The sequence below is a fragment of the Kolteria novifilia genome, assembly GCA_007748055.1.
Classification (GTDB): Bacteria; Planctomycetota; Planctomycetia; order Kolteriales; family Kolteriaceae; genus Kolteria; species Kolteria novifilia.
On the sequence record CP036279.1, the window covers coordinates 875,669 to 900,150 of the forward strand.

Sequence of the window (24,482 nt, forward strand, 5' to 3'; positions counted from 1 at the left end):
CTTGTTCATCGTCGGAATCGATTGGCTCGACGTGTCGCGGAAGGAGTTCGGCTACGACTTCTGTTCCTTCCCCGGTTCGTAGAAGCCCGCTTTGTCGTCGAGCGGCATGACCCAAACGTTTCGGAAGCGAACGGCGGCGTCGTGGTCCTGGAGGAACAGCGGCCCGGTCGAGGTCTCTCGCTGCTTCTTCGCGACCTTCTCGAGGTAGGGACTGGTGCCGTAGCGATAGGGGTGGAACTTTGAACGCGGCTCATCGATGGGAAGGTTGTCCTGGACCTTCTTGCCGTTGAGCCAGGCGGTGATCGAACCCTTCTTGGTGATCTTGCCGTCCTTGTCGCGACGCGGGGCGCGGTAACGAATGTCATAGACCTGCCACTCTCCCGGCGGCAAGGCCGCGTTTTCCTTCGGGGGATTGAAGCCGTAGACGGCGCCCATGTCGTCCTGAGTCATCTTCTTCTTGTCGTGGGTGTTGCGGATTTGGAGTTCGTAGTTGCCGTGCAGGTAGAGGCCGCTGTTGCCTTCCTTGTTGCCCTTGGGAAGCTTGAACTCCGCGTGGATGTCGGCGTCGCGAAAGTGGTACGTCGAGGCGATGTGGTTCGAGCGCGGTTTGCCCGGCTGCGCTTCCCCTCGCGTCGAGACGAGGGCGCCATCTTCGACGGGCCAATCGATCTGATCCCCTTTCATGCTGACGAACCTCGGCTTCTCCCCGCTGAGCATCACCGCGCCGGCGGGGGGCTTGGCGGGAAGTTTGCTCTGATTGGGGGAGAACTTCGAGAACGGCGGCTTGAGCGTGATCTGCTCCGCCCCCATCTGGGCGAACGCTTCTGGTCCCACGAGTAGCGAGAGCGTTCCCACGCAAAGGGTCGCGACGAGAGAGAAGGTGTTGATTGGTCGTTTCATCGAAAGTGCCCCGGCGAAGTCCCGACGGCCGCGTCATGGTCGAGGTTGGCGGCCTTCTAACAAGTCTTACGGGCGAGCCGAGAAGAGACAACGGGGCGGCTTGTTTCTGGCCGCTTCGGCGCGGGGCCGAGAGCGCGACGTTTCTCAGCATGCCCACGTAAGCGTGGGCAGGGCGTCCGAGGGGATGACGCAACGCCGACGCCTTGGCACTGGCCGACGAGTGGCCAGCGGCACTCAAGCCGTTGCGACCAACAGATCGCTACGCCAAGATTTCCTTGACGACGTGGCGATCCTCGACGCCGGTGAGCCGCTGATCGAGACCTTGATACTTGAACGTGAAACGACGATGGTCGATGCCCAGGCAGTGAAGAATCGTCGCATTGAGGTCGTTGATATGGACCGGGTTCTCGACGATGTTGTACGAGTAGTCGTCGGTCTTGCCGTACTCGAAGCCGGGCTTGATGCCGCCTCCGGCCAAGCAAGTCGAGAAGCAGCGGCCATGATGATCGCGGCCGTGGCTCTCCTTGGTCAGCTTGCCCTGCGAGTAGATCGTACGGCCGAACTCGCCGCCGAAGACCACCAGCGTCTCGTCGAGCATGCCCCGTTGCTTGAGGTCCTTGAGCAGCGCCGCCACCGGCTGATCGACGCTCTTGCCGTTCTTGCGAAGATCTTTGGGCAGGTTGCCGTGCTGGTCCCAGCCGCGGTGGAAGAGCTGGACGAAGGGAACTCCCCGCTCCGCGAGTCGCCGGGCGAGGATGCAGTTGGCGGCGAAGGTGCCGGGCTTCTTCGCGTCCTCCCCATACATGTCGACGATCGCGTCGGGCTCGCGTTTGAGATCCATGAGTTCGGGCACTGACGTTTGCATGCGGTAGGCCATCTCGTACTGCGAGATGCGTGCGTTGATCTCGGGATCGCCGATCTGGTCGAATCGCTCCGCGTTCAACTTCGCCAGGCCGTCGAGCATCTTGCGTCGCAGCGTACGGTCCATACCGGGCGGATCGGTGAGGTAGAGGACTGGGTCACCCGAGCCTCGGAACTGAACGCCTTGATGTCTCGAGGGAAGGAATCCGCTTCCCCAGAGCCGCGAATAGAGGGCTTGTCCCGGCCGGGCTCCAATGGAGATCATCGTCACGTACGTCGGCAGGTTCTTGTTCGGGCTGCCGAGCCCGTAGCTGAGCCAGGCCCCCATGCTCGGTCGGCCGAGCTGCTGCGTCCCAGTGTTGATGTAGGTGATCGCCGGGTCGTGATTGATCGCTTCGGTGTTCATCGACTTGACGATTGTCATCTCGTCGACCATCTTCGACATGTGCGGCAAGACGTCGGTGTTGACCCAGGTGCCGTGCTTGCCAACCTTCTCGAAGTTGAACATCGGCGCGACACAGGGGAACGACTTTTGGCCGCTGGTCATGCCAGTGAGACGCTGGCCGTTGCGGATCGACTCGGGCAGTTCCGTGCCATGGATCTTCTTGAGTGCCGGCTTGTAGTCGAAAAGATCGATGTGGCTAGGCCCGCCCGCCATGAAGAGGTAGATGACGCGCTTGGCCTTGGGGGCGAAGTGGGGTAGGCCCGGGATGCCTGGCGACGAGGGCTTCGGTTCGCCGGCTGGTGTCGCGCCTTGTCCGGCGGCGCCGGGGAGCACCCCCTGGGGAGCGGCCGCGCCGACGCTGTCGGTCACGCCGAGCAACTGGGCGAGCGCCGCGGCGCCGATGCAGGTGCGCGCGCCGCTGAGCAACTGCCGACGAGTCATCTGGCGATGGAACTCGAGGATCGGATCCATGGGGGTCACTCCTTCGTCAGTGTCTCGTCGAGGTTTAGGATCGTGCTGGCGACGATGGTCCACGCGGCATGCTCGGCGGGATCGAGCGCCATCTGCCGTGGGCTGTCACCGACCGAGAGTAGGTTGGTCGCGGCCGACTGATCGGCGCGGTAACGTTCCAGCGCCGCGGCGTGAACGTCCGCCAACGCCGCCCGCTCGGCCGAGTTTGGTTCCCGGCTGGTCGCCAAGCGGAACGCGTAGCCCAACCGATCGTCGGTGCTCTTGCCCGCCTCGTTGAGAATACGCTGGGCGAAGTTCCGAGAGGCTTCGACGAACTGCACGTCGTTGAGCATCACCAGCGCTTGCAGCGGGGTGTTGGTCCGCGGACGGTTGATGGTACAGGTCTCGCGCGTCGGCGCGTCGAAGAGCCACATGTTGGGTGGGGGAGCCGAACGCTTCCAATAGGAGTAGAGTGTGCGTCGGTAGAGCTTGTCCCCCGCGTCTTGCTTGAAGATCGGTCGTCCGCTCAAGCCGACTTCCTTCCAGAGCCCCGGCGGTTGGTAGGCCCTCACGCCCGGCCCACCCATCTTGAGGTTGATCAGGCCACTGATCGCCAGGGCGCCGTCGCGGATGAACTCCGCTTGGAGCCGGAAGCGCGGGCCACGAGCGAGGAGCTTATTGGTCGGATCCCGTTCGAGCAGCTCCGGCGTGACGCGAGAGGTCTGCCGGTAGGTCGAGGACATCACCATCATCTTGAGCAACCGTTTGATGTCCCAGCCGTTCTCGCGGAAGTCGACCGCGAGCCAGTCGAGAAGTTCCGGATGGGTCGGGAACTGGCCCTGCGACCCAAAGTCGGCCGGCGTTGCCACCAGCCCCGTACCAAAGAGCATTTGCCAGTAGCGATTCACCGCGACACGTCCGGTCAGCGGGTGATCGGGTTGGAAGAGCCAGCTTGCAAGACCAAACCGATTCGAGGGAAGCTCGCTCGCCATGGGAGGGAGCATCGACGGCGTCGCGGCCGAGACCTTCTCCTTCGTCGGCGCATCGTAGGCCCCGCGGTTGAGGACGAAGGTGTCGCGCGGCTTGGGCATGTCACGCATCACCATCACGGAGGTGAGCGGTTTCTTCAGCTCCGACTCGGTCTTCTCCAGACCGTCCAACTCTTCTCTGAGCGAGCGATACTCCGGTTCCTTCTCGAGAAAGTAGTAGCGGCGAAGGGTGGCGACTTGCTCCGGCGAACGTTGATGGGCCGGCAGGGCGAGGATCGGCTCGATCGGATCGGTTTCCGCGAGGGTCTGGACTTCCAGGGCCTCGAGCGCGCGGTCGTAGAAACGGACATCGTCGACCGCGCAGTTGTTCAGCCTCGACCCGCTCCGTCGACCTCCTAGATGAAAGGGCGTCTTCGACAGAATCGACGCGGACAACCTATCGTGGGAGGCGGTCGCTTCCCAGGGCTCGCCTTCGACGTAAACCGTCAGGCCCTTCGCCTTGGACGATCCGTCATAGGTCACGCAGACGTGTTGCCACTTCTTCGGCTCGAGCTGTTTCTTCGTCGTGATCTTGATCGCGTTGCCGGCCCAGGAGTTGATCAGGTGGACCGAGATCTTGCGGCCTTCCAGGAGCATGTCGAAGCCGCGATGGGAGTTCCCCTCGTTCATCCGCGCGAGAATCGCCCCGTTGGCGTTCTTCTCCGGATTGACCCAGGCGCCGAAACTGACGCGATCGGATCGTTCAAAGTTCCCGACGTCACCGAGATCGACCACCGTCTTGCCATCGAACTTCAGGGCGCCGTTGAATTTCCCCTCGGTCCAGAGAGCGTTCCCCTTGAGCGTTCCCTTCGTGGCGGTCCCCTGCTCGTCGCCGAGGATCTTGGCGATGACCTTCCCCTTGCCCTCGTCGAGCATGGTGTGAACCAACGCCCCCGCGGGCATCGAGGGTTGCTCGGGCTGGGAATAGTCCTGATTGCGGAGCCACTCGCGAAAGTGGGTGGCTGCGGTCGCTTCGACGGCTTGCATCTCGCCCTTCTTCGCCGCGATTCGCTCGCGAATACCGGGCAGTTGGCGCTGCTTCTCGGGGTCGAAGAGTTCGAGCATCGGCTCGGCGTTGCCGCGACGCGACTGCATGCCCTTGTCATCGCTGACGTTGAAGAAGGCGTAAAAGCGGTAGTAGTCCCGCTGCGAGAACGGATCATACTTGTGATCGTGGCACTGGGCGCATTCGAGCGTCAGCCCAAGCCACACCGTCGCCGTCGTCTTGACGCGATCGACGACGTACTCGACGCGGTACTCCTCGGCGATGGCACCCCCCTCGTCGGTGGTGGGCGTGTTGCGATGAAACCCGGTCGCGAGGCGCTGCTCGATGGTCGGATTGGGAAGCTGATCGCCGGCGAGCTGCTCGATTGAGAACTCGTCAAAGGGTTTGTTGGCGTTGTAGGCGTCGACCACCCAATCGCGCCACGCCCACATGTCGCGATAGCCGTCCGCGTGGAAGACACTGGTGTCGCCGTAGCGAGCCGCGTCGAGCCACATCACCGCCATCCGTTCGCCGAAATGCTTCGAACCGAGCAAGCGATCGACCAGCTTCTCGTACGCGTCGGGCGAGGTGTCGTTGACGAAGGCGTCGACCTCCTGGGGCGTGGGCGGCAGGCCGGTCAAATCGAGCGTCAGCCGGCGGATGAGCGTGGTGCGATCGGCCTCGGGACTCGGCGAGAGCCCCGCCGCCTCGATCCGCGCGAGGATGAATCGATCGATTGGGCTGTTGAGCCACTTCTCCCTTGTCACGGCGGGCGGCTTGGGCTTCGTCGGCGGGACGAAGGACCAGTGCTCTTGCCAGTTCGCTCCCTCCGCGACCCAGCGTTGGAGCAAGTCGATCTGCGCCGGCGTCAGGTGCTTGTTGCTCTCGGACGGAGGCATCAGCATCGACTCGTCGTCGCTGGTGATGCGGGCGATGATTTCACTGGAGGCGATGTTGCCGGGAACGATCGGGTGTTCGCCCGAATCGGCTTCCTTGAGGACCTCATCGCGGAGGTCGAGTCGGAAGCCGCCGGCGCGTTCGGCTTCGTCGGGGCCGTGGCAGGAGAAGCAGTTGTCCGATAGGATCGGGCGGATGTCTCGGCCGAAATCGATCGTCGGGGCCGTCGCGGGACGCTCGGGCGATGCCGCGAAAAGGGCCGTCGAGACAGCCAAGGGGAGGGCGAAGCTCATGGCGAATGCTCTTCCTCAAGTACCGGCTAGCACTCTTCCGAGCGTCCCGGCGAAGTGGGGGGACACGCGGAATCCGTCGGCTGGAGCATGGTCCAGCGTCCTCCGGTCCGTGGGGAGAGGGAAAGTGAGAGGGGGACGAGCCGCCACGTCATTTCTCCCTTCCCGGTGCGCTCCGTGGTCGGCGCAAGGCCGAACGTCACGGGACAGGAGGATGGAAATGAGCAGTGCTTCGGGAAAGAAGCCGACCAGCTTGTCTTCTCCTCATCGAGGAGTCACCCGGTCAGCACGGTCCCTCTCCATGAGAGGGTAGCTCGGTATGTCCTTAAGAGCCTATCACCCAGCGCGGGAACTGTCAAGGAGCGGGGGGGCTGGGTGGTCAGGTGGCGATGGTCAGAATCGGTCACACCCGCACGGACGATGAGAGACAACTCAATAGCTGCGGGTCGGTGTCATGTGTGGCACAATCGTCAAGTGCGACTGTTCCGTTGTGTCTTCAGCATCGCGTTCGCGGCTTGGCAGGAGAGCATTCAGGCCAATAGGCCGGCCCCACTACTACCTTCTCGTCCCTCTGTGATCCTCTGGGTCCTCTGTGGTGAAATCCAAGTGTGAACCACGGAGGCCGCGGAGAGGCACAGAGGAAGAGGGTGATGCGAGTGGGCTTGCCGGCGATCGACGGAAGGGTCGTGCGATGAGTTCTCGTGTCAGGAATCTTGATTGACGACATGTCATCCCCTTGGGGCTCGGCTTGGCAGGAGAGCATTCAAACCAATAGGCCAGTCCCACTACTACCTTCTCGTCCCTCTGTGATCCTCTGGGTCCTCTGTGGTGAAATCCAAGTGCTAACCACGGAGGCCGCGGAGAGGCACAGAGGAAGAGGGTGTGGCGAGTGGGCTTGCCGGCGATCCGACGGAAGGATCGCGCGATGAGTTCTCGTGTCAAGAATCTCGATTGACGACACGTCATCTTTTAGGGCTCGGCTTGGCAGGAGAGCATTCAGGCCAATAGGCCGGTCCCACTACTACCTTCTCGTCCCTCTGTGATCCTCTGGGTCCTCTGTGGTGAAATCCAAGTGTGAACCCCGGAGGCCGCGGAGAGGCACAGAGGAAGAGGGTGTGGCGAGTGGGCTTGCCGGCGATCGACGGAAGGATCGTGCGATGAGTTCTCGTGTCAAGGAACTCGATTGACGACACGTCATCTTTTGGGGCTCGGCTTGGCAGGAGAGCATTCAGGCCAATAGGCCGGCCCCACTACTACCTTCTCGTCCCTCTGTGATCCTCTGGGTCCTCTGTGGTGAAATCCAAGTGTGAACCACGGAGGCCGCGGAGAGGCACAGAGGAAGAGGGTGTCGCGAGTGGGCTTGCCGGCGATCCGACGGAAGGATCGTGCGATGAGTTCTCGTGTCAAGAATCTCGATTGACGACATGTCATCCCCTTGGGGCTAGGCTTGGCAGGAGAGCATTCATGCCAATAGGCCGGCCCCACTACTACCTTCTCGTCCCTCTGTGATCCTCTGGGTCCTCTGTGGTGAAATCCAAGTGCTAACCACGGAGGCCGCGGAGAGGCACAGAGGAAGAGGGTGATGCGAGTGGGCTTGCCGGCGATCGACGGCAAGGGTCGTGCGATGAGTTCTCGTGTCAAGAATCTCGATTGACGACATGTCATCTTTTGGGGCTCGGCTTGGCAGGAGAGCATTCAGGCCAATAGGCCGGCCCCACTACTACCTTCTCGTCCCTCTGTGATCCTCTGGGTCCTCTGTGGTGAAATCCAAGTGTGAACCACGGAGGCCGCGGAGAGGCACAGAGGAAGAGGGTGTGGCGAGTGGGCTTGCCGGCGATCCGACGGAAGGGTCGTGCGATGAGTTCTCGTGTCAAGAATCTCGATTGACGACACGTCATCTTTTGGGGCTCGGCTTGGCAGGAGAGCATTCAAACCAAAAGGCCGGTCCCACTACTACCTTCTCTTCCCTCTGTGATCCTCTGGGTCCTCTGTGGTGAAATCCAAGTGCTAACCACGGAGGCCGCGGAGAGGCACAGAGGAAGAGGGTGATGCGAGTAACGCCAGTGGTGGTTCCGGCGATGGAATCGACGTTCTAGAAGTGACGACTCATCTCTCCTCGAATTCCATCGAGAGCCTGGCTTCGCTCCACGGATCCGTACGTCATGAGGATCGCCATCTGGGACGAAGGGCCCGACCTTTCTTTCTCCTCTGTGATCCTCTGCGTCCTCCGTGGTGAAGTTCTTCCAGTGGTGAAGTTCTTCCAGTGGTGAAGTTCTTCCAGTGGTGAAGTTCTTCCAGTGGTGACGATTTGTCGGGACATCGGAATGAGACACCGGCGAACCTGGCTCATACATCGGCACTGGGGGTGGAGGAGTGTCGCGGGGATCTCGTGGCGTCGAGAATAGGGGACAGGGATGGGGGAACCGACAGCACCGACCGAGCCGAGGCGTGCCTGGCGTTCATTCGCGGCCTGTTGGCAGTCCTTGGTCATCACCGATCTGTTCTTTAAGGTGGTCGCCTTCGTGGTGTTGACGCCGCTCGTGGCGATTTCGCTCCGTACCTTGTTGGCTTTCGCGGGAACCTCGGTCCTTTGCGATGTCGACATCGCTCGCTTTCTGTTGGGACCGGTCGGTTGGCTCGTCTTCGTGCTCGTTGGGGCCCTTTGGCTCGGTATCGTCGCCTTGGAGCAGGCCTCCCTCTTGGGGATCCTGGTCGCGAGTCGACTTGGCAAGTTGGTCGGTCCGGTGCCCGCCCTCCGCTACGCCTTCTCCCATGGTTGGTCGGTGCTGAAGGTGACCGCACGCATCGTCGCGTTGGTCCTCGCGGCGATCGCTCCTTTCGTCATTGTCGCCGGGCTGGTCTATGTCAGCCTGTTGTCACGCTACGACATCAACTACTACCTGAAGGAACGGCCGCCGGTATTTCACGTGGCCGTCGGGATCGGCGCCTTGCTGAGCGTCGGGCTGATGGTGACCTTGCTCTGGCTGGTGACCCGCTGGTTCTACGCTCTGCCGCTGGTCCTCTTTGAGGGAAACTCGGGCATCACCGCCTTGAAATTGAGCGCCGAACGAACCCGAGGAGGCCGGGGGGCGATCGTTGGTTGGCTCGTCGGATGGTTGCTGGCAACATCGTTGGTGTCGTTGGTGCTGACGGCATTCGTCGGGCTCGTGGGCCGGGCGATAGTACCGGCGTCGACCGGATCCTTGCATCTGCTCGCGTTCGCGGTCGGCGCCGTCTTGCTCCTGGGAGGCTTGGCGAATCTCGTCGTCAACCTGCTCGGCACGATCAGTTTCGCGACATTGTTGAGTCATCTCTACCTGGAGCGAGGGCGAGCAACTGGCGCGGATCCCATCTCGATCGAGCTTGGCCACGAAGCACCGCCGCGAGTGATCGGATGGATGACGCCCAAACGGCTGCTTGTCGCCGGCGTGATCGGGGGATTCCTGGCCGCTTTGATCGGGGCAAGCTCGTTGGGCAGCGTTCGCCTCGAGGACGATGTCCTGGTCATGGCTCACCGGGGGTCGTCAAAGGCGGCGCCGGAGAACACACTTGCCTCGTTTCGCCAAGCGATCGCCGACGGCGCCGATTGGATCGAGCTCGACGTGCAAGAGACCGCCGACGGCGAGGTCGTGGTCTTTCACGACAGCGACCTCATGAAGCTCGCCGGCGAGAACCTCAAGATTTGGGACGCCACGACCGACCAGCTCGGCTCCATCGACATCGGCGGTTGGTTCGGCGACGAGTTCACCGACCAGCGTGTCCCGACGCTCGCCGAGGTGCTGCGGATCTGCAAGGGCAAGATCGGCGTGAACATCGAACTGAAATACTATGGCCACGACCAAGACCTCGAGCGGCGCGTTGCCCGCATCGTCGGCGACGCCGGGATGAACGACGAAGTGATGGCGATGTCGCTCGAGGCGGCTGGCGTACGGACGATGAAGAAGATTCGCCCACAGTGGCGCGTGGGGCAACTCATGTCGGTTTCGATCGGGAACGTGAAGAAGATCGAGGCCGATTTCCTCGCCGTCAACGCCGCCTTCGTCGACCGTTCCCTCGTGGAGCGGGTTCATAGAAATGGCAAACAGATCTTCGTCTGGACCGTCAACGACGCGGCCACGATGTCGACCATGATTGGTCGGGGCGTCGATGGGCTCTTGACGGACAAGCCCGCGCTTGCTCGCCGCGTCCTCGAGCAGCGTGCGGAGATGAGCCCGGCGCAGCGACTTCTGCTGGAGCTCTCCCCGGCCCTCGGGGTGTCTCCCAAGATCGACGAGCAGTGACGACAGACCCACTTGGTGACGACATGACCCAGAAGCGACTCTTTCCTCTCCTCTTTCTGCTGCTCGGCTTCGTCGGCGGAGCGATCTGCCTGGTCATGACCATTGGGGTCGGGGTCGGCACCGGGATCGTGGTGGGCGAAGTCGCCAGCGTGACCGGGACGATCGACGACCTCCTCGACGCCGCGGCCCAAGGGGTGGAGGGTGTTGGCAAGCGGCTCGGCTCCCTCAAGTCCCTGGCCGATGAGTTCGAGCAGCGGACTCTCGATCCCCATGCGCGGACCACGAAGTCGCCCGATGTCGAGAACCGCCTGCTGCGCGAGATCGCCGACCGCGTCGCCGACCGGATTGCGTCACTCGAAGGGGCTCTCGGCGTCGCCCAGGCGGGCGCGGGTGTCATCGAGAAGGCACTGCGAGGGGGACGCGTTCCCGCCGGCCTGATCTCCTCGGAGCAGGCGTCGCGATTGCTCGACGCGGTTCAGTCGGTCGAGGCGCAGGTCAAGCGTGCGATCAGCCAAGCGGACAAGATCCGAGCGCGGTTCGAGGGGGTTGCGGAAGGGGAGCTTCCCGCCGATCGCCTCAAGCAACTCGCGACGCTCGCGGGCCAACTTCGGGAAACCCTGGGAACGCTCACGAGCGCCGTCGATGGCCTTGGCGCCGAGATCACCACGGTCCGCGGGGAGGTCGGAAACCTCCGTGCCCGGATCGACTGGTGGCTGATGATCGCCGCCTTCGTGCTGGTGTCGTTTCTCGTGTGGATGGCCCTTGGGCAGGCCTCGCTGATGGTGGCCGGCTGGAGGGGCTGGTGGACATCCTAGTCGTTGGGCCACAGCCAGACGACTCTGGGGTGCCATGCTCACGCTCGTCGTCGCCGAACGATCCCACGGCATAGACGTTGCCGACAAACTCAAGCGCGAAGGCGGGGCAGTCGCGCCGCTCGAGGTGCTCGATGCGGAACGCTGGGCGCCGGTTGGTGTCGTCCTGATGGGTGACTTCGTTCGTGGTTTCCCTGCGTCGGCGGCATGCTGGCCCAATCCCTCCGCCTCCGCGCCATCCCCATGCGCGTCGAACGCGTCCGGTGAGCCAGAGCCCCTCGACGACGCGGTCATGGTGCTTGAAACGTGGCTCGTATCTGTTGTCGATGGGTGAATTGGGTGTGAAGCTTACGCTGGATCATCGTCAGGTTCCGCACTGACCAGGGGTGAGTGCGAGGAGTTCTTCTTCGTGCCCTCGTCAATTCCCGACGGAGGCATCACGCCCCCATCTCCGTCGCCGGGAGTCACCGTCCTTGGCCGCGGTTTCCGGAAAGCGCCAAGTCGGACGACGAGCCGAAGCCGAGTCCATCGACGTGTAGCGTTTGTCGCGAATGAGCGATGGCGACTCGAGTGCTACGACGGCACGACACCGTCGCGGTGAGCAAGGATCTCAAGAGCTTGGGAAGGAGTCGGTAGTCAGCGATGCCGAAACGGCCGTCTCATTTTCCCTCGCGACGAGTGTGTCATGGTTAGGTCAGTCGAGCCTTGGTGCTACCGGCGACGACCTCCGGACTCGGCGCCGCCGCGACGACGTGGTGGCGTTCCTCCTCCTTGTGCCGCTGAATGCTCTGGCGCGTTTTGTAATGGGACCAAGTGACCAGGCCGCCCATCAAGGCGACGAACGCGAGAAAACTCCAGAAGGTGAATGCCAACCACCAGTCATCGGCCTTTGGGTCGCGGTAGGGGGCAAGAGGGTGATGTTTCATGAGATGGACTCCCCGAGACTCGACGATATTCCGGTCCCCTTGATTTGTACCATGCGGCCAAGCCGGGGGGCAACGCTTCTCGGACGATCAGGCTTCGATCCCATCGTCATGACATCATGATGTCACCTTGCCAAGGCTTTCTCCGAACCGGAGAGCGAGACGCCCAATATCCGCCGATCCGGAGAGGCCGGAGAGGGGTTCAGCAGACAGGTGAATTGTATGGTATAGGTGAAGATTTGTGCCCGAATTAGCTCCATTCTGAACCAAAATGGCCCGATTTCGGACCGATTTCATCAAAAGTGGCCCCATTCCGAACCCAAATGCCCCCAATCACGACACGCCGAGGTTCGCGTCCGGTGGCGGGAGTGCGGTGGCCTCGCCGGGTCGGGAAGAACGCTCGCGCGGTGACAATGATGAGTCAAAACCGGCGGTCTCGGGGCCGGGGAGAGGCCGTGATCTTAAAGGGGAAGATCTAGGGTCAACGATACTGGATTTGCCGAAAGACCTATGGTACAAGCGTCAAGAGAAGGTGATCTTCGTCAGAACATTCGACCCTACAACCGGCTCCGTTGCGCGATGCGGCCCATGTGATCGCGAACCGCTCGCCGATCTCGACGACGGCGAGGTTGGTCGAGAAGAGCGTTCCCTGTCGGCATGGATCAGATCAACGGATTGCCAACCGTCTTGTGGGGTGTGGAGCCCCTCTTCCATGGGGAATTGGAAGAGGGGCTTGGGCTTTCTTGACGGTCTACTTCTTCGTCGGGTTCTTCTTTTTCCTAGCCGGTTTCTTCATCGGCCAATTCGGGTCCGCTGTGCGGGCGCCGTGTAGGTATTCCGACATCTGTTCGACGATTTGCGGATATTCGTCCGCGACGTTCTTCTCCTCGCCGAGATCTTGGTCGAGATCGTAGATCTCGATCGGGCCGTCGATCGAACGTTTGACACCCTTCCACTTGCCGATGCGGGCGGCCTGGGAGAAGCCACGCTCGTGGAATTCCCAGTACATCGGCGGATGGGGAGGTTGCTTCTCGCCCAGTAGCTCCGGCAGGACGGAGATGCCGTCAATCCCCTCCGGAGCCGGGGTTCCCGCGATCGCCGCCAGGGTCGGAAGCACATCGCACATGTTCCAGGGATAGTCGCTCACCTTCCCCGCCGGCACCTTGCCCGGCCAGCGTACAATCATCGGTACGCGAATCCCGCCCTCGTAGAGATCGCGCTTGATCCCCCGGAGTGGCCCATTGCTGTCAAAGAAGGTTGACTTCGAGTTGCCTTCATTGTGCGGACCGTTGTCGCTGGTGAAGAAGACGATCGTCTTCGTTGACAGATCGAGGTCGTCGAGCTTCGCGAGGATCTTCCCGACGTCGCTGTCGAGTCGGCTGATCATCGCCGCGCGACCCTTTTCGGGGTTCGGCCAATCCTTCGAGGCATAGTCGCCGTGGTCGGGGATCTCCATCCCGTCGCCGGTGGCGCGTCCTCCTTCGTTGTTGGCGTGCGGAATCGTGTAGGGCAGATAGAGGAAGAAGCGGCGATCCTTGTTCTCCTCAATGAAGCCGAGGGCTTCCTCGGTGAAGAGGTCGTGCGAGTAGTCGACTCGCTTCTCGGCGACGTTGAAGGAAGCGAGCTTGTTGCCAAGGGGCTGCTTGGCGCCATCACGGTGAAGGAACTCGGGGTAGAAGTTGTGCGCCTCGATCTGGCTCTGGTAGCCGAAGAACGTGTCGAAGCCCTGCCGCGTGGGGTAGCCGGTGCTGTCGACCTCGCCGAGTCCCCATTTGCCGATGATCGCGGTGGTGTAGCCGGCGTCCTTGAGGACTTCGGCGACGGTGACGTCCTCGGGTGCCAAGGGCATGTCAGGCTTGTGGTTGCCGCGGATGCGGGCGTGGCCGACATGGTAGCCGGTCATGAGGACACCACGTGAGGGGGCGCAGACGGTGCTGCCGGCGTAGAAGTCGGTGAACCGCAATCCCTGGGTCGCCATGCGGTCGATCGCCGGGGTATTGATCCGCTTCTGTCCGTAGCAGCCGAGATCGCCGTAACCCAAGTCGTCCGCGTTGATGAAGATGATGTTGGGTGGTTCACCTGGCGCGGCCGCTTCAGCGGCGGGCGCCGACACCAGCGACAGGCCGACGGGTAGCCAGCCGAGGAGGGTGAGAACGGCTCGGTTCAGCCATCGACGAGAAGACTCGAGGCGACGCGTGGTCGCTCGAGGGAGAAGGGAACGCATGTTGGGTCTCCGCTAGAGGGTCGCTCACTGGGTCCCTAGTATCGGAGTCCGCCGAGAGGGAGTCAACGCGTAGCGGCGGTCGAGCTACGGGGCTTTGACGGTCTTGCCGCGTAGGTACGCCAAGAGGTCGCGGAGTTCCTCGGGCGTCTTGACCAATCCCGCGGGCATCGGCGACGTCTTTTGAAGACGGCGGACCTCGATCTCGTCCTTGCGGATCGAGCGTCGGGTCGCGTTGGGGAGAAGGAGGTGGACGACCTCATCCTCTTCGCCGACGACCAGACCCGAAATCGGATCGCCGTCGGTGGTCACGATCATGGTCGAGCGGAAGAGGGGGGCGACTTGCTTGTTGGGAGCGAGGATCGATTCCACCAGGTGGGCAACGGCGAAGCGGCGCCGCGCGTCGGCGAGGCTTGGAGCTCCCCCCGCCGCTTGATTCGGCAGGATGCCGTGGCACTTGACGCAACCGAGCCCATCGGCGCCGAAGAGCTTCCGGCCCCGTTCGGCATTGCCCTTGGCGGCCTCCTTGGCCCAATCGCGTCCGAGGAACGCCTCGAGGTTCTCGGGAGTCGACCCCGACGAGCGGAGACGTTCCGCGAGCGTGACTCCGCCCAGATTCTCCGGGAGGATCGCCGCCACTTGGCCCGTGGCCCGGTAGCGGATCAGCGCGTCACCGGGCGATGTCCCGTCGAGGCGAACGAGCAGATCGTTGCTTCCGGGCTGGAGGTCAAAACGTGTCATGTCCTTGCCCGGCGGCAGGGCGACGCCGTTGAGCCACAACCGAAAGGTGCCGGGAACGTCGAGCTGGGCCTCGCTTCCTCCAAAGCTCGCCAGGCGGAAGTAGTGGTAACGCGTTCCTGGCGACCCGGACTCGCTCGCCGTCGGCTTCTTCGTGTCCATGACGCGCCATTGGTGGGAGCCGAAAGTTCCCGATAGGTCGACGGGACCCGATTCGATCGACTTCAGGTGTTGGGCGTCGGCATCGCCGGAAGCGAAGGGGCCGATGGTCCAAACTTGGGGAACAGTCCGTTGGTCCAGCTTGGACATCCGCTCGTCCTCCCGCTGTTGACGCAGCCGCGCCATGAGGGAGTCGGTCTTCTCGTCGTGCAAGAGCGAAAGAAAGTACTCCGCTTGCGAGCGGACCGCGTTGTCGTCGTCCCGGAGACGCTCGGCGAGCAGATCACGAAGTTGGGTCGCCTCCTTTGTCTCCTTGATCCGGTTCCAATGGTCGGCGGTGGTGAAGCTGCCGATCCGGCCGTGTTCGAGGTTGTCGACCGTCCCGTCGGCGTAGTGAAGCGTTGTCTTGGCATCCCAAACGCTACCGCTTCGCGGGAGGTGCACCGGAAAATCGTCCGGAAGCTTGGCGTCGTTGGCGGGCACGGTAAGGCGGAAGCCGGTGGCGAGAACGCCTGCGAGTCTACCGGGCACATCGGAGGCTTGGCAAAGCGAACGCAGCTCGTCGATCGTCGCTTGTTCGGCGCTCAGGAACGCGGCGGCCTGACGCAGGTAGCTATCCTGATCGCGGGCGGCCTCCTCCCAAAGAGATTGGGGCAATGGACCCGGACGGTCGAAGAGAGCGGTCATCGCGGCATGCTTGATCGCGGGATCGTCATCCTCAAGGGCGGCGATGAAGAGCTCTCTCGGCGTTTCGAGCTGGCTGAATTCACCAAGGGCCCGGATCGCTTGCAACCGCAGCGGGTCGGCAGGGTCTTGGGCGATCTTGGTGAGGGCACTCCTTGCCTCTTCGCTTCCGCTGGCGCCCACGAGCCAAACGAGGTGCGGCCGCGACGGGGAGGTCGCGTTCGATGTGGCGAGTCGGTCGATGGCGTTGTCGAGGAGGGTTCCTCCGCGTCGCAAGATCTCGACGTGGGCCCGTTGCCGGCGCCACCACGATTTGCTCTCCAGCTCGCCCCAAAGCCTGTCGGGATCGACGCTCGTGATGTCGTAGGACTCAAAGGGATGGTCGGCGCGGTCGTTCTTGCGGGTGATCATGATGAGATCACTGGGATACTTCGGCGAGTAGGCGTTGCCCTTCATGTCGCTAATGGCGGCGAAGATCCGCCCGCCACGGCCGACGGTGACGCCGACGGGACGTGCCGTTCCTTCGCCGATGAGCAGCGGTTTTTGCTCGGCGGAGAAGCTGGCCCCCCGGCGGGCAAGCGGATAGCGGTCGATGCGCCGCTGGCCCCAACGGGCGACGAGCAGACTGTCGCGATACTCTTCGGGAAGAAACTCCTCGTGGTAGTAGCTCTGGCCGACTGGAACGGCGCGGCCCATGCCGTCGAACATCGTTCGCAGCAGATCGGCACGCTGGGGCGTCTTCACCGCCATCCAGCCGCGCGGCCAGAAGAAGTTCGCCTTCGGAGCGACGTGCAGTAAGCGTCCGGGAACGTAGTCCTTCGGATTGCTCTCGTGGTCGTTGTCGTTGGAGAAGAGGTTCCAGTCGCGATCGAACGCGAGCCCGCAACTTCCCCTAGTTCCTTGGGCGACGACCGCCAGCTCACTGCCGTCGGGTTGGCAGCGGTAGAAGGCTCCGGTGCCGGTGAAGGGAAAGACGCTCCCCTTCGGCTGAGTGTGGATCGTCCAGTGTCCCCAATGATCGGGCGGCGTCCGTCCAAGACCGTAGCGCAACAGCGGGTCGCCCGACGCGAAGTAGAGATTTCCCTCCGGCCCCCAGCCCAAGCCGTGGTAGGTAACGTGGAGGTCGACCGGCGTGCCCCAGATCAATCGCTTCGGCTGTGGGTGCTCCCGCTTGACGCGGGCGTCGGGGAAGACATAGAGGGCTCCGGGTGTCATGCAGTAGACATCGTCGCCGCGAATCTCGAGGTCGTTGATCCACGTGTCCGGAGGGAAACGGAAGAGGAGGTGGCGCGGATAATAGCCGCCGGTCTCGTTCGGCTCGTAGACGAAGAGAGCCTCGCGGCCACCCACGAAGAGACGGCCTTCGGCATCGGCGCGCAGGGACAGGAAGGATTCGTCCTTCGAGGAGTCGATCTTGACGATCTTCAGGTTTGGATCGTCGAGGTGGTACTTGAAGTTCGCCGAGGGAACGGGCTCGGTGGCGAGCTTGATCCGGGCGGGATGCGTGGTCGCCGAAGCGTCGGGAAAGAGTTTCTGGTCGAGGTTGTCGAAATGCCAAAGTCCCAGCGTCGCCGCGTCGGGTTCGAAGGGAGTCTCGGGCAGGGCGCCGATGGCTCGCGCGACGCTCGAGATTCGAACTTCGTCAAGCAAGCCGGCGCAGCCCATGCGCCCCGAGGCGAGCCGGCCGAAGGCGAGCGGACCGGGGACGCGTTTGCGATCGGTCGGTTCAACCGCTTGGTCCGCGACCTGCTTGCCGTCGACGAAGAGACGGACGTGCTTCTCCTCCAAGATCATCGCGACATAGTGCCAGCGATTGTCACAGATGTTCGTCTTGCTGCGGGCGTGGTCCGGCGTCATCCCAGGGAGGTAGGCGGTCAGGAACCCGGTGCCCGGCATGGTGAAGAGTTCCCAGTGGGCGCCGGAGGCCTTCAGTTCCTGGGCGATCAGGATGTTGTAGCTTCGCTTGGCATCGATCTTGGCCCAGCACTCGACCGTCAGGGGCGACTCCGCGTAGCCGGGCAGTTGGTCGGCGGCGGCCGTGCTCGCCCTCGCATTGAGGGCCTTCCCGAACCGACCGTCGACAAGCGTCTCTTTCGAAGGCTCTGGTTTGGCCTTCGGCTCGGTCGACGCCGTTGACGCCACGGGAGTCAGCGGGCGATCGGCCGCCCACGCGATGCCTCGGCCGATGAGCGTCGCCGGGCCGGGCAAGCGGATCGACTGTTCGGCATGACCCAGGACGGTCTGGAAGACACGACCCTCGCCATAGGGATAGACGAACGCCATCGGTTCGTGCTTGCCCGTCACCTCGGACCGGGCGGTCGCCAGCACCTCGATCGGCTCGGTTCCCTTTTGTCGGAAGTAGAGCTCGTCGATCGTCTCGAACGGTTTCATGCCTTGCGTGATCGGGTGGTTGGTCTCGTCGATCTCGACGAGAAACGAACCGTAGCGGTCGTGTCCGCTCCGGCCGGCGCCGGGGGAATGATCCCACACGCGGCGGCAGATCTTGCTTCGCCACTCGGGCCAATCCGACTTGTCGGCCCCTTGTAGCGAGAAGTGAAACGCGCCGTTGGCGAAGTGGATGATGGCGAGCCCACCCCCCTCACGCAAGTACTTGGTGAAGTTGTCCTTGGCCGCCTGGCTGAGTCCGTGACGTTTCCAGTTGCAGTAGTTCATCACGACGACGTCGTAGGTCGAAAGATCGGGCCGGGCGAGGTCCTCGGGGTGTTCGGTGATCGTGACCTTCGCTCCCGGCGCGACGGCTCGCACCGCGTCCGCGAGGGCGGGGGTCGTCTCTTGCCACTTGTGAGAGGGGTGCTGATGACCGGTGACGATCAGCACGTCGATCGGCTCGACATCGCCGGAGCCGGTATCGTCGCCCGAGAGGGCTCGCTCGATCTCCTCATGCGAGAGGTAGGGAGCGTCGACGCCGCGCTCGGGGACCTCCACCCCGGCGGTCCAGGCGATGGCGTTGAGGATCATCTTGCGAAAGTGTTCGTTCTTCCAGTTGGCGTAGAAGTGCCCAGCGGTCGTGCCGAAGCCGCGTCCGCGCTGGGGACGCTCGACCGCCCAAGCGACCACACCGCCATTGGGCCGGGGGCCGGAGAGTTCGGGGACGATCCAGATCGGTTTCAGACGCGGGTCGCTCTCGCGAAAGCGGATGTTGTAGTAGAACTCGTCCTTCATGCGGAAGGGTGTCAAGCCGCGTGAGATCGGATGGTCGGGGGAACCGAGTTCGACGTCGGTCGAGAGGGTCTTGATCGCCGAGTACCATTGGCGCTTGCCGTCCTCTCCCTGCCAGTCGAAGTAGCCTCCGGTCCAGTCGAGGACCTGGTCGGCGGCGCTATCGGGAGCGAAGGTCGAGAAGTGAAACGTGAGGAAGCCGCAACCGCGATCGATCTGCGTCTTGATGAACTTCATACGCTCGGCCGAGCGGAGAAAGGGGGCCTCCTCGTACTTGTCGCCGTCGCGCCCGTCGGAGATCACCATGATCGTGTCGGCATCCTCGAGCGTGCTGGGATCCTTGGGCCAGCCATGGAGGTGGAACTCGGTCTCGACCTGGTCGCTAATGGTCGAGCGGTCGAGCATGACCTTGAGCAGCCGAGCGGACCAGGGATAGTCGTGGATGCCGTTGCCCTCGGGGCCGTGGCTCTTCTTGCCGGCAATGATCACGACCTTCTTGCGGTCGGTTGCGTTCTTGTCGGCAGTCGCCGCTTGCGTCATGCCGCCGAGGATCAGGGCCACGATGATGGGAAGGCTTCGAGACAATGGAGAACTCCTCACTTCGGGGCCATCGCCCTTTCTAGTGTTGTTTCACCGTCCACGTCGCGCGGCGCTGATTCCCCTCACGCCTCGTCCCTGGCTGGCGAGCAGCCAGTGGCACCTCAAGAGCGATGAGGAGCAAAGCACCAAGTACGTCCGCTGCTGTTCGAATCCGCGAGCACGCCACCGAGCGATCCCGTCGATGCGTTCGGTGTCGCGTCCCGCGCCGCTTGGGGGGCGATCACGATCGCTCCTTGGTTTCCGCTTGATGATCGACGACGTCTTGCAGGACCGAGTCGAGTCGGGAGGCGATGTGCTCGACCATCGCGCGCCGCGCGGCGGCGGGCTTCCGGCTCTTGATCGCCTCGAGGATCTTCAGGTGCTCCGCGAAGGCTTGCTCGAGGTTCTCGCGCGTGCCACTCATGCGGCAGAAGCTGCGTACGAGCAGACGATAGCGGCCGATGTCGGCGCGGAGCCGTTCGTTGCCGCTGGCGCCGGCGATGACGTCGTGGAACGTGAGGTCGAAGGCGAGCGCGCGTTCGGTCCAGTCGAGTCGCTTGCGGCCGGCGTCGAGATCCTGGGCTCGAGCTTCGAGGTCGTCGAGCGCCTCCCGCGGCATTCGTCGGGCAGCGGCCTCGGCGGCGGCTCCCTCGAGGATCTGCCTCATCTGATAGATCTGACTGATTTCATCGCGAGAGACCTCGACGATACGGGCCTGCTTGCCGGTGGAGGCCTCGATGAGCCCATCGTTCTCGAGTCGCCGGAGGGCCTCGATGACGGGGGTGCGGCTGACGTTGAGTTTCTCGGCGAGAGCGACGGCGCTGATCTTGGTGCCGCCGGCGAGTTGGCCGCCGCAGATGGCTTCCAGGAGGGTCTCGTAGACCTCCTCGGCCAGCGAGGTGCGCCGGATGGGCGAGGCGAGTTCTTCCAGGCTGGTCATGGATTGGCTCCGGACATCGGGGGCGTTCCCTGGTCGAAACATTCTTGACCGAGGGAGAGGGCCCCATTAGGATGTCTTCATTCAGCATGCTGTGTTCTGCATGCAGAATGCAATTCTAGTCTGTTGGGGACTCTTGGGCAAGGGCGGCTTTCGCCGATCGCGGCCCACGCCCGAGAGAGGTACACGACAAGCGGCCCGTTCCGTGGCCGCGGGCCTTCGGGGGAAGCGACATGTCCGTCTTGCGAACAAGCGTCTCCGGTGCGCGCGGGCGACCGGCCTTCACGCTCGTCGAGTTGTTGGTGGTGATCGCGATCATCGGAACTCTGGTGGCCCTCCTGCTGCCCGCGGTGCAGCAGGCGCGCGAGGCGGCTCGTCGGACGCAGTGCCAGAACAAGCTCAAGCAGCTTGGGGTCGCCCTTCACGCCTATCACGAGTCGCACCGTTTCTTTCCGCCGGGGACGATCACCGATGGAAGTGGGTCGCCCTCGAACGTGATCTGCAACATTCACAAGGACAGCGATGCCGCGACTCGGGCGCGGGCGCCGTGGGCGGTGATGATCTTGCCCTACCTGGACGATCAGGCTCTCTACGATCGCTTCAACTTCGACGGTCGGTTTCTCGCGTATGCCGATTGCGGCGGAACCCAGGCCGTCGAGAACTATGACGTGCAGTTTCAGCGAAACAGTTCCTTCGAATGCCCCAGCGATCCGCTGATTCACGTCGGGCGGGCGCGCTCGACCTACTTCGGGGTGATGGGGGGAGGCAACGATCGGCGATGCACGACGACCTCGACCCGCCGTCACTGGACCAGTGGCATCTTCTGGAACAACTCCAAGGTCGGCCTCAGTCAGATCACCGACGGCTCGGCGAATGTCTTCATGATCGGCGAGAGCAAGTACCAGCCGATGGGGGTCGGCAATCCGGCGCTCGGGTGCGATGGGAGCTGGGCCGGCTCGGTCTACGCGCGGGCTTCGAACCACGGGCAAGCGGCGACGCTTGCCGGCGCGGAGATTCCCATCAACAGCGTCACCGACGACGTCGCGACCAACAACCTCTTTGTGCAGCAGAGCCGGCTCTTCGGAAGTCATCACCCGGGGGGATGCCACTTCACGATGGCCGACGGCTCGGTCCACTTCGTCACCGAGGGGATCGACTTGACGCTGTACCAGACGCTCGCGGTGCGCGACGACAGCGCTCCGCTCGAAACCAACTTCTGAAGGAGCGGCGACATGGTTGCTGACGTGATCGGATGGGGTCGCCGTTTCGGTGGGATGGTCGTGGCGATCGGAGTGGTCGGCTTGGCCGGTTGTGGGGAGAAGGGGCCGCCGCGCTATCGCCTGGAGGGGACGGTAACACTCGATGGGGCCGCGGTGCCGGCGGGCGAGGTGCTCCTCCAGCCCGACGTGTCTCGAGGGAATAGCGGGCCGGCATCGCTGGCGAAGATCGAGAACGGATCGTATCGAACCGAGCAAGCGGCCGGCGTTCTCGGCGGGCCCTACTTGTTGACGGTGACCGGCTATCGTCCCGAGGCGGCGTCGGGTGGTTTGGACGATGGGCCGCCGCTGCAGGAGATGCTTGTCGACGGCTACCGGCTCTCGGTCGAGTTGCCGCGCGAGGCATCGCGCCTCGACGTGACGATTTCGAAGGAAGAAGCGGCGACGGGGAATTCCAGAGGCGGTCGACGCAAGGGGCGCTCGTAGTCCGTGGGCCCAGGAGTGTTGCATGACGCAAACGAACGAGCCATCGGTTTCAGGAGCGGGCGACGAGTCGCCCGTGGCGGGAGGAGACGGCCTCGGCATTGTCGAGCAGCGCGTGGCTGTCGGCGATTGCGAGATCAGCGTCGCGCGGACCTCGGGCGACGCGCCCCCGCTGGTGATGCTGCATGGAGTGACCAGGTGTTGGCAGTCCTTCCTGCCGTTGATTCCCGCGTTGGCCTCGCGGTGGCGGGTTCACGCGCTGGACTTTCGCGGCCATGGGGCTTCCGATCGGGTTCCCGGCGGCTACCGGGTCGTCGACTACGTGCCCGATGTCGTTAGCTACTTGCGGGAGTCGCTCGACCAACCGGTCGTGCTGTACGGTCACTCCCTCGGCGCGATGGTGGCGGCGGCGGTGGCGGCCGCTTGCCGTGATCGCGTGCGCGGCCTCATCATGGAGGATCCCCCATTCGACGCGATGGGGAGCCGCATTGGGCAGTCGCGACCGCACGGCTTCTTCGCGAGCCTCTATCCCCTTGCCGGTTCGGAGGCTACCCTGCGAGAGGTGGCCGCGTCGCTGGCGGAGATCAACCTGTGCGATCCAGGCTCCGACGTCTCGGTGCGACTCGGCGACGTGCGCAGCTCGACCTCGCTGCGTCTGAGTGCCTGGGGGCTGTCGCGCCTCGACCCGACGGTGCTCGATCCGATCGTCCAAGGACGTTGGCTCGACGGACTGGTATGGCGGTCGATGCTCGAACGTGTCGACTGTCCGACGCTGCTGTTTCAGGCCGATCCCGACGCTGGCGGGATGTTGGCCGACGATAACCGCTCCGACGCCGAGGAACTCATCGGGGACTTGTCGCTGGTGCCGTTTCCCGAATCGGACCACTTGCTGCACTGGGGTCGCACCCAGGACATCGTGAATCACACGCTCGCCTTTCTCGAGACGGTCCCGCGGGTGCCAACCTCGAGTCCCTGCTCCCTCCAACAAGGAACCAGCCGATGAAGTCTCTTCAGGGAACCATGCTCCTCACCAATGGTCAGCTTGTCGACGGATGCGGCCATCCCCCGGTGACCGATGCGGAACTGCTGATCGAGGATGGTCGCATTGGCTATGCGGGACCGCGCCAGCCCAACCGGGAACTCCCCGCGGAGGCGTTGGTACTCGATGCCCGTGGTGGGACGATCCTGCCGGGGTTGGTCGAGGCTCATTTTCACCCGACGTACTTCAATGTCGCCGCGCTCGAGGACCTCGACACGAAGTATCCCGTCGAGTACGTCTCGCTGCTCGCGTCGGTCAACGCGAAGTTGGCGCTCGAGAGCGGTTACACCGCCGCGCGCAGTGGTGGGAGTCTCTTCAACATCGATGTTTGGCTGAAGAAGGCGATCGAGAACGACCTCGTGCCCGGTCCACGTTTGGCGGCGAGCGGTCGGGAGATCTGTGGCATCGGCGGGCTGATGGATTGGAACCCCGACTTCCGCAAGATCGGGATGGAAGGGCTCGTCCTTTTGGTCAATGGGCCGGACGAAGCTCGCGCCGCGGTGCGCAAATTGGTCAAGGATGGGATCGAGTGGGTGAAGACCTACCCGACGGGCGACGCCGCCGCCCCCGACACCAACGATCATCACACGCTCTGCATGACCTTCGAGGAGATGCACGCGGTGGTCGAGACCGCGCACAATCACGGACTCAAGGTGACCGGGCATTGCCGCGCGACGGCGGGGATCAAGAACGCCCTCCGCGCGGGTTACGATACCATCGAGCACGGAACCTTCATGGATGACGAGGCCCTCGATCTCTTGCTCGAACGCGATGTCCCGGTCATTCCCGCCCTCTACTTCGAGAAGGCCTCGGTCGAGCGCGGGCCGGCCATCGGCATGCCCCAAGGGGTAATCGACGGTCATCAAGAGACGCTCGACGGCGGCGTGGAGAGTGCCCGGCGCATCTTCGAGGCGGGCGGTCGCTTGGGGCTTGGCGGTGACTACGGCTTCGCGTGGAACCCGCACGGGGACTACGCCAACGAACTCGAGTTCTTCGTCACCGACGTCGGATTCCCGCCAGTCGATGTGATCAAGTGCGCCTGCAAGACCGGCGCGGAGATTCTCGGGCGAGAGAAGGAGCTTGGGACCCTTGAAGTCGGCAAGCTCGCCGATGTCGTCGTCGTCGATGGAGACGTGCTCGACAACATCGCGATCCTGCAAGACCGGTCACGATTCCTCGCCATCATGCAAGCGGGGGTGATCAACGCAGGCTCGCTCCAGCACCAGCATCTCCCACGATGGAGTGAGCACGCCCTCGAGTCCGAGAAGCCTGTTTGTCGTTAATGCTCTGACCGTGGCCGACGGAGTGCCATGGATGCATGAATGATGGGGAGAAACGGTGTCGGCGGTTCAAAAGACTCGGCGCTGACTGGGG

14 protein-coding genes are annotated in these 24,482 nt (G+C 63.4%); 7 read left to right on the forward strand and 7 right to left on the reverse strand.

The genetic code is table 11. From position 1 onward, the window contains the following. Window positions 1-51: 51 nt before the first annotated feature. The 3 genes from Pan216_RS03285 to Pan216_RS03295 all read right to left on the reverse strand — a co-directional run bounded on the left by Pan216_RS03285 (window position 52) and on the right by Pan216_RS03295 (window position 5,859). Window positions 52-900: a 3-keto-disaccharide hydrolase gene (locus Pan216_RS03285; protein ID WP_145254767.1), complete on the reverse strand. Its 849-nt coding sequence runs from the start codon at window positions 898-900 to the stop codon at window positions 52-54. 259 nt (window positions 901-1,159) lie between these two features. Further along, window positions 1,160-2,677 (reverse strand): DUF1501 domain-containing protein, encoded by a 1,518-nt coding sequence (locus Pan216_RS03290; protein ID WP_145254770.1) that lies wholly within the window; start codon window positions 2,675-2,677, stop codon window positions 1,160-1,162. A gap of 5 nt (window positions 2,678-2,682) precedes the next feature. Further along, entirely contained in the window at window positions 2,683-5,859 is a 3,177-nt protein-coding gene (locus Pan216_RS03295) for a DUF1553 domain-containing protein (protein WP_145254773.1), read from the reverse strand. Between the two features lie 2,411 nt (window positions 5,860-8,270). Here Pan216_RS03295 and Pan216_RS03300 point away from each other — a divergent pair. The 3 genes from Pan216_RS03300 to Pan216_RS03310 are packed head-to-tail and all read left to right on the forward strand — an operon-like array spanning window position 8,271 to window position 11,282. Next, a complete protein-coding gene (locus Pan216_RS03300; protein WP_145254776.1) occupies window positions 8,271-10,136 on the forward strand; it encodes a glycerophosphodiester phosphodiesterase in 1,866 nt (621 codons plus the stop codon). A 23-nt stretch (window positions 10,137-10,159) separates the two neighbouring features. Beyond that, entirely contained in the window at window positions 10,160-10,951 is a 792-nt protein-coding gene (locus Pan216_RS03305; protein ID WP_145254779.1) for a hypothetical protein, read from the forward strand. A 34-nt stretch (window positions 10,952-10,985) separates the two neighbouring features. After that, on the forward strand, window positions 10,986-11,282 hold the full coding sequence (locus Pan216_RS03310; protein ID WP_145254782.1) for a hypothetical protein: 297 nt from the start codon (window positions 10,986-10,988) through the stop codon (window positions 11,280-11,282). Window positions 11,283-11,637: 355 nt separating this feature from the next. Here the strand turns inward: Pan216_RS03310 and Pan216_RS03315 are convergent, their stop codons facing one another. The 4 genes from Pan216_RS03315 to Pan216_RS03330 all read right to left on the reverse strand — a co-directional run bounded on the left by Pan216_RS03315 (window position 11,638) and on the right by Pan216_RS03330 (window position 20,372). After that, window positions 11,638-11,874 (reverse strand): hypothetical protein, encoded by a 237-nt coding sequence (locus Pan216_RS03315; RefSeq protein WP_145254785.1) that lies wholly within the window; start codon window positions 11,872-11,874, stop codon window positions 11,638-11,640. 748 nt (window positions 11,875-12,622) lie between these two features. Next, complete coding sequence (locus tag Pan216_RS03320; protein WP_145254788.1) at window positions 12,623-14,095, reverse strand: arylsulfatase; 1,473 nt, start codon at window positions 14,093-14,095, stop codon at window positions 12,623-12,625. 84 nt (window positions 14,096-14,179) lie between these two features. Further along, window positions 14,180-19,438, reverse strand: coding sequence for a ThuA domain-containing protein (locus Pan216_RS03325; protein ID WP_145254791.1), 5,259 nt, complete (start codon window positions 19,436-19,438; stop codon window positions 14,180-14,182). 235 nt (window positions 19,439-19,673) lie between these two features. Then, window positions 19,674-20,372 carry a GntR family transcriptional regulator gene (locus Pan216_RS03330; RefSeq protein ID WP_419193209.1) on the reverse strand — a complete coding sequence of 233 codons (699 nt, stop codon included), beginning with the start codon at window positions 20,370-20,372 and terminating at the stop codon, window positions 19,674-19,676. Window positions 20,373-20,602: 230 nt separating this feature from the next. On the opposite strand from Pan216_RS03330, the gene Pan216_RS03335 reads away from it, so the two are divergent. From Pan216_RS03335 to Pan216_RS03350, 4 genes are read left to right on the forward strand one after another with little or no spacing between them, the layout of a single operon-like run. Continuing rightward, window positions 20,603-21,589 (forward strand): DUF1559 domain-containing protein, encoded by a 987-nt coding sequence (locus tag Pan216_RS03335; RefSeq protein WP_145263589.1) that lies wholly within the window; start codon window positions 20,603-20,605, stop codon window positions 21,587-21,589. Between the two features lie 12 nt (window positions 21,590-21,601). After that, entirely contained in the window at window positions 21,602-22,072 is a 471-nt protein-coding gene (locus Pan216_RS03340; RefSeq protein WP_145254797.1) for a hypothetical protein, read from the forward strand. Window positions 22,073-22,094: 22 nt separating this feature from the next. Continuing rightward, window positions 22,095-23,072, forward strand: a complete 978-nt coding sequence (locus Pan216_RS03345; RefSeq protein WP_145254800.1) for an alpha/beta fold hydrolase — start codon at window positions 22,095-22,097, stop codon at window positions 23,070-23,072. Further along, on the forward strand, window positions 23,069-24,391 hold the full coding sequence (locus Pan216_RS03350; RefSeq protein ID WP_145254803.1) for a metal-dependent hydrolase family protein: 1,323 nt from the start codon (window positions 23,069-23,071) through the stop codon (window positions 24,389-24,391). The genes Pan216_RS03345 and Pan216_RS03350 overlap by 4 nt, the downstream gene beginning before the upstream one ends. Window positions 24,392-24,482 lie beyond the last annotated feature (91 nt).